Origin of the sequence: Mangrovibacterium marinum (genome assembly GCF_003046625.1) — a bacterium.
Lineage (GTDB): Bacteria > Bacteroidota > Bacteroidia > Bacteroidales > Prolixibacteraceae > Mangrovibacterium > Mangrovibacterium marinum.
Map to the genome: position 1 here is coordinate 37941 of NZ_QAAD01000027.1, position 9636 is coordinate 47576.

General features: G+C 43.9%; 10 protein-coding genes. 1 reads left to right on the forward strand and 9 read right to left on the reverse strand.

Features of this window, described 5'->3' with window-relative positions; all coding sequences use genetic code 11:
- Window positions 1-132: 132 nt before the first annotated feature.
- The 5 genes from C8N47_RS16900 to C8N47_RS16920 form a co-directional block, all read right to left on the reverse strand.
- Window positions 133-1167: a FecR family protein gene (locus C8N47_RS16900; protein WP_107823753.1), complete on the reverse strand. Its 1035-nt coding sequence runs from the start codon at window positions 1165-1167 to the stop codon at window positions 133-135.
- 134 nt (window positions 1168-1301) lie between these two features.
- Window positions 1302-1874, reverse strand: a complete 573-nt coding sequence (locus C8N47_RS16905) for an RNA polymerase sigma factor (RefSeq protein ID WP_107823754.1) — start codon at window positions 1872-1874, stop codon at window positions 1302-1304.
- Between the two features lie 149 nt (window positions 1875-2023).
- Window positions 2024-3298 (reverse strand): replication-associated recombination protein A, encoded by a 1275-nt coding sequence (locus C8N47_RS16910; RefSeq protein WP_107823755.1) that lies wholly within the window; start codon window positions 3296-3298, stop codon window positions 2024-2026.
- Window positions 3298-3522 (reverse strand): hypothetical protein, encoded by a 225-nt coding sequence (locus tag C8N47_RS16915; RefSeq protein WP_107823756.1) that lies wholly within the window; start codon window positions 3520-3522, stop codon window positions 3298-3300. Before C8N47_RS16915 ends, C8N47_RS16910 begins: the two co-directional genes overlap by 1 nt.
- 17 nt (window positions 3523-3539) lie before the next feature.
- Window positions 3540-5480 carry a tetratricopeptide repeat protein gene (locus tag C8N47_RS16920; RefSeq protein ID WP_107823757.1) on the reverse strand — a complete coding sequence of 647 codons (1941 nt, stop codon included), beginning with the start codon at window positions 5478-5480 and terminating at the stop codon, window positions 3540-3542.
- Window positions 5481-5579: 99 nt separating this feature from the next.
- Here C8N47_RS16920 and C8N47_RS16925 point away from each other — a divergent pair, with 99 nt between their 5' ends.
- Window positions 5580-6155: a DNA-3-methyladenine glycosylase I gene (locus C8N47_RS16925; protein ID WP_107823758.1), complete on the forward strand. Its 576-nt coding sequence runs from the start codon at window positions 5580-5582 to the stop codon at window positions 6153-6155.
- Between the two features lie 643 nt (window positions 6156-6798).
- On the opposite strand, the gene C8N47_RS16930 is transcribed toward C8N47_RS16925, so the two are convergent.
- From C8N47_RS16930 to C8N47_RS16945, 4 genes are all read right to left on the reverse strand, one after another.
- Window positions 6799-7506, reverse strand: coding sequence for a hypothetical protein (locus tag C8N47_RS16930; protein WP_107823759.1), 708 nt, complete (start codon window positions 7504-7506; stop codon window positions 6799-6801).
- A gap of 41 nt (window positions 7507-7547) precedes the next feature.
- On the reverse strand, window positions 7548-8009 hold the full coding sequence (gene tnpA, locus C8N47_RS16935) for an IS200/IS605 family transposase (RefSeq protein ID WP_107823760.1): 462 nt from the start codon (window positions 8007-8009) through the stop codon (window positions 7548-7550).
- A 227-nt stretch (window positions 8010-8236) separates the two neighbouring features.
- Window positions 8237-8560: a hypothetical protein gene (locus C8N47_RS16940; RefSeq protein WP_107823761.1), complete on the reverse strand. Its 324-nt coding sequence runs from the start codon at window positions 8558-8560 to the stop codon at window positions 8237-8239.
- Window positions 8561-8798: 238 nt separating this feature from the next.
- The gene (locus C8N47_RS16945; RefSeq protein WP_107823762.1) at window positions 8799-9416 is read right to left on the reverse strand and encodes a hypothetical protein; all 618 of its coding nucleotides are present in this window, start codon (window positions 9414-9416) and stop codon (window positions 8799-8801) included.
- Between the last annotated feature and the right edge of the window lie 220 nt (window positions 9417-9636).

A 9636-nucleotide genomic window follows, 5' to 3' on the forward strand; every position in this document is an offset into this window, starting at 1 on the left:
CATAGTTTTGTAATCGATTGAATTAAACAATTTGAATTCTGAAGTTGTATTTTTTCAACCTTAAGGGAGGATGTGCCAGCATCTTCCCTTTGTTGATTTATCTATGCTCTTTCGTTCATCTCATGATTTTTGCTATTTTAAAATTTCATATTTCATTTTTATTACTGATCCGTTTGCACTGATCTGTTCCTTTTTTAAGTGTAAGCCCGAAGCTTGTGTAAGGTATTCCAGCACCTGATCGAGGGGCTCCTGCTGAACGGTCATGGTAAAGGTGTAATCGTTCAGTTCGCCCTCCGGATCTACAATCCGGATATCTGCATCATACCAGCGCCCCAGCCGCCTCACAATTTCCTCCAGCGGATCGTTCCGGAAAATCAGTCTGCCGTCTTTCCAGGACGTGAACTTCTCGATATCGATGGTTCTTCGATGTAAAACGCCGTCGGCTTTATCCAGAATAATTTGCTGCAAAGGCTTTAAATCGATTTTGTCCGATGCCCCGCTTGGTCTAAAACTCACTTTCCCCTCCTCCAATACCACGCTGTAAGTATTGTCGGTCGCATAGTTCGACACATTAAACCGCGTACCGGTAACCGTGATTGTTCCTTCGGGTGTTTGAACATGGAAGGGGTTATTTTTGTCCGACTCAACGTGGAAGTAGGCTTCCCCGACCAGGAACACCTCGCGGTTCTGTTTCGAGAAGTCAGCCGGGTATTTCAAGGTCGTTCCGGCATTTTGCCACACCTCCGTTCCATCGGGCAGGGTCGTCTTCATTTTCGAACCCAGCGGCGTTTCCAGTGTCAAATAATTATTTTCATTTGGGTTGAAATTGGTTGCCAATTGCCACACCGAAAAAATCAACAGTGGAATAAATAATATCGCAGCAGCTTTATAGGTATACAAATACAAGCGCTTAACAAGCGGCCTCTCCGAAGGCTCTTCCAGATTTATGCGGTGATGAATGGTGTCCAACATCTGTCCCAGTTCATCTTCCGCAACTTCATGGCGGAACGAAGGCGTATTGCTCCAGTAATCATACAGCAATGGCTGTAATTTTTCGCGATATTGCTCCGACTGAAAGATCTCCGCGACGGTTTCCAGCTCCTTGGCCGAACACTGATCATTCAGATACTTTTCGATGAGCTGGCCTATATTTTTTGTTTTATCCATTCCCGTATTTTTTTGGATTCGGATCAAAGGCAGCGGCTTTCGTTCCGAAATTCAAAGCTATTACGGCGAAGTGGCTCCGAGCCCCCAACGCGTATTCTAAAAATTTTGATTTTATTTTGCAGACCGCCCAAATGCTAGAAGAAAAACACCGAGAACAACTGGGCAACATAGCTGCCGCCGCTCAATTTTTTACGCATTGTTTTCAATGCGAGGTTAATGTGATTTTCAACCGTCTTGGGGGTAATGCCGAGCTTATCGGCAATTTCGGCATGGCTCAAGCCTTCTTCGCGGCTCATTCGGAATATGCGCTGCCGCTGCTCCGGAAATTCAGCAATAATCTTTTTCAAGGCATCACTCAATTCATTGTAGTCGGCGATATTTTCTGCCGCCTCGTCATTGTCGCTAAAATGCCCTTTCAGGTATTCCAGGTATTGGTCGTTTTTCAGGCGCCGACGAATCAAGTCGATCGAAATGTTATAGGAAATCTTAAATAAAAAGGCTTTGGGCGACTGGTCACTCCGGAGCTGTTTGCGGTTCTTCCATAATTTCAGGAAAGTTTCCTGCACAATCTCCTTCGCATCTTCATGGTTTTTCAGAATGGAATAGGCAAAGCCGTACAAGCGCTGGCTATACAGCTTATAAACTAAATCGAAGGCATGCAGATCGCCTTGCTGCAAGCGCCTAATATCGTTAACAGACAAATTCATTCTTTCCTGGCTATTCCTTATTTCAAAGCTATTTGCTTTTAAAGCTAGGAAATTATTTCAAGATGAAAGAATACCAAACCGGACTGTCTCTAATTTTATTATCGTTTTATCCGATCTTTATCCGATCCTTATTCTTGTTTATCGCATTTTTACGAATAGCGCTTCTTCCACCAGTTTTTCAGACGTTCCAGGATCTTCAGTTCCGACGCATTATTTTGGGGAATATAGAAACGTTCTTTTCGGATTTGCTCGGGTAGAAAGTCCTGCTCGGCAAAGTTGCCCTCGTAAGCGTGGGCGTATTTATATTCCTTGCCATAACCCAGTTCTTTCATCAGCTTGGTGGGAGCGTTACGGATATGCAGGGGTACCGGTAAATCGCCGGTACGCTGAACCATGGCCAGCGCTTTGTTGATCGCTTCGTAGGCTGAATTACTTTTGGGCGAAGTTGCCAGGTAAATGGTACATTCCGACAAAATAATCCGCGACTCGGGATGCCCGATCTGATGCACGGCATCGAAAGTTGTTTGGGCAAGTAGTAAAGCATTCGGATTGGCCAGGCCAATATCTTCGGCTGCTGAAATCAGCAAACGCCGGGCGATGAACTTCACATCTTCGCCGCCATCAATCATTCGGGCCAACCAGTAAACTGCCGCATCGGGGTCGCTGCCGCGAATGCTTTTAATGAAGGCCGAAATGATGTCGTAGTGCATCTCCCCTTTTTTATCGTAGGTGCGCAGGTTATTTTGAAGGCGTTTGGTGACTTTTTCATTGGTAATTTCAATCTGGTCGCTTTCTTCAGCATTCACCACGAGCTCCAGCACGTTCAGCAATTTGCGGGCATCGCCTCCCGAAAAACGAAGCAGTGCTTCATATTCCTTCAGCTCAATTTGCTTGTTTTTCAACTCAACATCTTTGGCAAAAGCATTTTCGAGCAGACGTAGCAAATCGTCCTTCTCCAGATGTTTCAGAATGTATACCTGACAGCGCGACAGCAAAGGCGAGATCACCTCGAACGAGGGATTTTCGGTGGTGGCGCCAATCAAGGTTACAACGCCCTGTTCAACAGCGCCCAACAAGGAGTCCTGCTGTGCTTTGCTGAACCGGTGAATCTCATCGATAAACAAAATCGGGTTGGCACGACTGAAAAACTGCTGCTTCTGAGCTTTTTCAATCACCTCGCGCACATCCTTCACCCCCGAACTGATCGCACTTAAAATATGAAAAGGCCGATCCAGTGTGTTGGCAATAATTTTGGCCAGGGTTGTTTTACCAACCCCGGGAGGTCCCCACAAAATGAGCGACGACAGATTCCCCGAGTCAATCATTTTGCGCAGAACGGCGCCCTGACCGACCAGATGTTCCTGACCAATATAATCGTCCAGCTTTTTCGGACGCAAACGTTCTGCCAACGGTTGTAAGCTCATTACTGCAAGTTTCGGCGTTGTACTTCGTTGTAATATTTATAAAATACCCGGGCAACAAAAATGAAGGGAACAGCAACAATCGCCAAATACAGGAAGTGAACTTTGTAAATAATAATAACAGCCATACCCAAAAAAATGGACAACACCGAAAAGAAAGCCATGTTCCGGTATTTCGAAAGTTTCTCCAGCAATTCAATGTTGCTCAGTTTTTTCACATCAGTCATATCTAAAAGGTTTTAATCTAGTTACAATAGCGCTTTATAATATTATAAGCTTCTTCAATACCCAGCTCGCCGGCTTTACTTAAATCTTTGGCACCACCATCCACATCATCCAGGTAAATCTTGGTTAAGCCACGGTTAAAATAAGCTTCAGCAAAATCGTGCTGCAGGTCAATGGCCTTGTTCAGGGAAACAATCGCCTCTTCGTATCGATCGAGCTTACACAGAATGTAGGCCTTGTTATAATACACAAACGGGAAGTCGGCATCCAGTTTCGAGCAGCGTTCGTAGTCGCCTAAAATCTCCCGGTAGTCATTCAAAAACTCATTGGTGCCGGCAGCATTTCCCGAGCCGCCCGAACCAATGCTGATGGTCAGGTCCTGCGAAAGATCGGGAACCGACTCCAACAATTCAACCATCTTCACCCGGCAGTTTGCCCTGCTAAAATAAGCAATCAAATTCTTACTGTCTAATTTCAGGCTTTTGTCGAAGTCGCCCATCGCCTCGTTATACTGCCGGGTGAGAAACTTAAAGATCCCGCGGCTCAAATAATTTTCCGACGACTGGTTCACCTTTAACTTCTCGTTGAAGTAAAGAATATTGTTTTGAAAACTATCCGTAAAATCAGCCGTCTCCTTATTGGTGATGGTCATCTGCGGAAGATAGTTATTGTACTTGTTCAACTCTTCCAAGGCCATACTGTAATACTGTAAACGCTCGTAGTCGACCGAGTTTTCGCTGAAGGAAGCGATCCGGAAGATATGCTGCAGCTCGATGATCACGTTTTTGTTCTGCACCCGTCCATCGTCCACTTCTTCGTCGTAATTGGGAATATTACGCGTGTCGGCCAGCGAAAGACGGAAACGACGGCGAGCCCGTTCGGCAGCTTCTTCCTCTTTTGTTTTTCCTTCGTTCTTGTTGTTTGGATCGGCCGTCGTGTTGGACTGATTGCCATTTTGTGCCAAAGCTTGCGACTGTGACTGCGACTGTGACTGAGACTGCGACTGTGACTGAGACTGCGACTGTGACTGCTGCTTCTGCAACTGCGCATAGTATTCTTCCTCGGTTGGTCGGCGACGAATATCCAGCTTCGGATCCAGTTTAGCTGCAATGCGGTAGTCTTCCTCGAAACCGGGCTGTCCCAAAACTTCCTTGGCAATACCCCGGTTGAAATAAGCATTCGGCATGGTCGGATCTAACTGAAGCGCCAGGTCGTAATCCATAATGGCCCCCTGAAAATCTTCAAGTCTTTGCTTCACAATCCCGCGGTTATTGTAAGCAAAAGCATTTTGCGGCTCCAGCCTAATAGTTTGATCGAAGTCGCGCAAAGCCGAGGCAAAGTCATTCAACTCGAAGCGGGCCAAACCACGCAGCAAATAAGCGCTGGCAAAGTGAGGGCGAATGATAATTGCCCGGTTCAGGTCGCGAATAGCCTCTTTGGTATCTCCCTTCACAATATTGGCATTGCTGCGGTTAATCAGGGCATTCACAAAGTTCGAATTAATATCCAGGGCCTTATCGTAGTCGGCAATGGCGCCGTCAACATCTTTCATCGATAGTTTGGCAATACCGCGGTTATTGTAAATGCCGGCATTGCGCGGTGCCAGTTCCAACGCCCGGTTATAATCGGCAATCGCAGCGGCATATTCGTGAAGCGACAAATGAGCCAAGCCCCGGTTGATGAAGGCATCCGGATAATAGGGTTTTATTTTGATGGCCGTATCGTAATCTTCAATTGCACCGCGAAAGTCTTCCAGCTGTTGCTTAGCCAAGCCGCGAAAGAAATACGGCTCGGGCAGCTGTGGCTTAAACTTGATCACAATATTGAAGTTTTCGATGGCCCCCACATAGTTAGCTGTCGAAATACGGGTCTGTCCCACCCGGATGTAGTGGTTAATGTTAAGCTGTGCCGAAGCAAAGCCGCTTATAAAGATCAGAAGAAAAAGAATCTTAAATTTCATAGGGTGGACAATTTACGAAGAGCAAAAATAATATTTTAGCCCGGTATCGCTTGTTTTAAGTATTTTTATCTCGATTTCAATTTTTTAACAACTCACACTATGGAAAATCGATGTGAATGGTGCCTGAAAGATGATTTGTACCGCAACTACCACGACCTGGAATGGGGCGTTCCGGTTTATGACGATCGGGTTTTGTTCGAGTTTTTGATCCTTGAAGGGGTGCAGGCAGGCCTGAGTTGGCATACTGTTTTGAAGAAACGAGAAAACTACCGCCACGCTTACGACAATTTCGATCCGGAGAAAGTGGCTGCCTACGACCAGCAAAAAGTTGACGAGCTACTGCAAAATGAAGGACTGGTCCGTAATCGCCTAAAAATTGCCGCCAGCATTACCAATGCGCAACGCTTCCTGGAAGTACAAAAAGAATTTGGTTCTTTCTCGAACTACATCTGGCGCTTTGTCGACCACAAACCCATCGTCAATCATTTTGAAAAGCTAAGTGATTTGCCGGCCACCACGCCCCTCTCCGACAAAATCAGCAAAGACCTGAAAAAGCGAGGCTTCAAATTTGTTGGCTCAACCATTGTTTATGCCCATCTGCAAGCCACCGGCATGGTTAACGATCATCTGGTGAGTTGTTTCCGGCATCAGGAAGTTAATGCCTCTACGAAATAGAATTCCTTTCGCTGCCGCGCTTTTGTAAAGCCTGCCGCCGTCTCTCAACCTGCTTGTTTGTATCAAACAAAGCACTAATTACAGACTCTCGCTAGCAAGGAACTTTGAAATTTGGAGTTTGGTCTTTGAAATTTGGAATCTGGAATTTTGGTCTTTGGTCTTTGAAATTTGGAGTTTGGAGTTTGGATTTTGGATTTTGGAATTTCCTTCACATTGAAGCAAAAAAAAAGAGTAGATCTCTATCTACCCTTTTCAAACCTAACTAAACCAATAAAACTAATCAAACCTAAACTTATGAAATAAAATCTACGACAAAGATAAGGCAGAATGACGGTGTGTGCATTAACACAGCATTAAGGAAACATTAAAGAAATCAGAAGTCGCAGAAAAACAAAAAGCCTCCACCGCCAACAACCTCGATCAAAACCAACTGATAATCATCAATAAAAGCAAGCAATCAAAACAAAAGCTCCGGAGGAGCGAAATCTTTGTAGCTCAATTGCCATAAGCAAAAATTCGAGCTCCGGAGGAACGGCACCTGCCAGGCTGCTGGTTTCTGTTACGCTCCTCAATGCCCAAGCTTTCTGCAAAGAGCCGCCCCTACGAGACTGGACTTTGCGCTTAGCTTTCGACCCCCTCCGCTTTAAAACCGGAAGTTAACGCCCAACCGCCAATACTGCCGTTTAAAGCTGAATGTCCATTCCGAATCATCCAGGTCGCCGCTTACTTTGTCGTAACGCAAACCACCGGGAGAAACTGACACGCCCCAGCGCTGTGCGAAAAAGAAAACCAAATCGGGAGCCAACTCGGCCGAAAACAAATCCACATCGGTCCGAAAATACGATTCGGTGGCAGTAGTCTGGCCTGCTTGTCCCATCTGTATTTCATCGGATTCAATGTATTGAGCACTTAGCTCCAACAAGAAACCTTCGGCTTTGGCTTTGCCATAACTTGCCGTAAAACGCGGAACCAAATACAATCGACCTTTCAGCGGAAGATAATACTTCCCAAAAAGCTGAGGCATCCAATAATTCGACTCCAACTCCATAACGCTTCGAGTCAGCGTGTTGTTACTGAAATTGGAAATATCCAGCTCGCCATCTTCCCAATGACGGGCAATGCCGATCCCCACCGAAAACCGATCGCTTAAAAAGCGCTCGACCATAAAAGAACCGATTATTGATTTGTCCATCTGATCAACACTGCTGCCCGAAACCGATTCGGACGTCGTCTTTTTGTAATAGTTGCCCGCCCCCGAAAGCATCCAATCTTTGTTGGTAGGTTGCGCCAAGGCATTAATACTAACGACCAGCAAAAAGCCGGTTTGTAAAAGGTGTTTTAGTCTTTTCATGAGGTGTTGTTTGGGTGTTTGTTGTTTGAAAATTATTTGCACTAATCATACCATTCAAATAGATAGCGTTCATCGTATTCAATTTCCGATTTCATCAGGATCTCCAGGTATTCTTCCTTAAAGCTACGATGCTTATGGCGTTCTGCTTGATTGAGAATATATTTCGCGACTGCATCAATCTGCGATTTTGAATATGAAAATGCACCAAAGCCCTCCTGCCAGCCGAATTTGCCAACCACCAACCGTTCCTCGTTGATCCACCTTGATGAATTCGCTTTAATATCCCGGGCTAAATCAGATACCGAGGTCGACGGATTAATTCCAACTAATATATGTGTATGATCGGGATTGCAATAAATCGCCAGAGGTTTTGATTTCTTGTTCGTGATCGTACCACAAATGTATTTTTCTAACCGTTCCCGATGCTTTTCCGCAATTAGATTTTGTTTACCATATACTGCAAATACAATTTGAACAATTAGTTGGGTGTATGTATTGGCCATGATCGTTTCGTATAAATCAGTTAAGCTATTCTTTTTTTAAGAAACTAGCTCTATTGAATTTTATTGTATCTCCAGCTCCGGAGGAGCGCCATCTTTGTAGCTCAATCGCCCGATGCTGAAATCCGAGCTCCGGAGGAGCGGCACTTGCCAGGCTGCTACCATTGAATTGCATATTTGATACAACAAAACATCATCGTCCTGCGGTAGCAGAAGCGCATTTCACAATCTTATTCAAGTTTGTATTCGCTATCGTCTGTGGGAATAAAGAATTCAACTTTCCCGCATTTCGGACATACATAAATATCAAATGCTTCCCGATTAACAAACACTTCAAATATATTTCCCAATATTCCGATCCTTGGTCCTTCATGAAATTTATACTCTCCGGAATAGATGTACGGGGTATTGCATCGCAGACAGTTAATGTCTTTTTTATTGTCATTTAAATCTTTAATATCAAGAACCTTATTTTCAGTTAGGCTGAAGTTGCAATTCCAGCATAACTCAAAATTTTCTTCCATCTCGGATTTGCAATTGGGACATTTTTTCATATTAGGCTTATTTAAAGTTCATTTGTTATTGGTGGTAATGTTTCCTTGATCTCCTATTCGCTGGCGCACTTTGGTAAGCGGCCTCCTTTTCCTGCTTGCTTGTTTGTTCCAAACAAAGCATGAATCTCAAATTTGCGCTAGCTGGCGTAATGTCGATATAAACAGCTTGCCCAATACAATCGGGAACTCCAAGCTTTCCCCTCATCTCCGCTAGCGCTCAGAGGAGGGGCAGGTGGAGTTATATCTTTTGATCTAGCACCTTTAATTTGATATTGTTCTCTTTGCAAAGCGCCTCAAAATCTTTAATGCATTTCATTGCTCCGTTCTCATCCTCAAATAAATCCAACGCATAATGTTTAAAGATCATGTATTTATTATTTCCCTTTCTTTTTTCACCTGATTCATTGAGGATAAATTCCGGTTCATCCCAATTGTATCCCCAACCATCCCAAAGGTTTTTACCTACAACAAAGATCAAATCACTCGTAGAATCTTCAACTTCAGCAAATTTCGAAACCGATGTTTTACCAATCTTATTTTCGTTATGCGTTTCAAAAAAACCACTGTCATTCATTAAAAAGATTGAAAAATAGATTGTATCCTCTCCTGCTTTTTTATTCTGAAAGTGAAACTCATAGAAATACATATTTAACCAATCCCATGCCCAAAGGTCTAAACGTCCGCTCCCATTTCGAGGCCCAGGGCTACTAAATTTAGGATATCCTCCATCATAGTTAAGACCGTATTTCTTTCCTATAAAATCGACTAAATCCAAAATCCTTTTCTGATAGCTATAAAGCAATCTGTATGATTTGCGAACCTCTGCCAATAATTCCTTTGTGCTATTTGTTTGCATACTTAAATAGATTTTCAATATTATTTCCGTTTATTTTATCTACAGGCTCCAAATCCCCCAACCACCTTTTACGGTAGAAACCATGCATCTCAAAACAGCGAATTAAATCGTTGTAGATTCGTTTGTGGAACTGCTACATTTGACTGGACGGTAGGTTAAGTATAATTTATTTACCTATATTATGAGTCCTATGAGAAAGAAGTTTGACAAAGAATTTAAG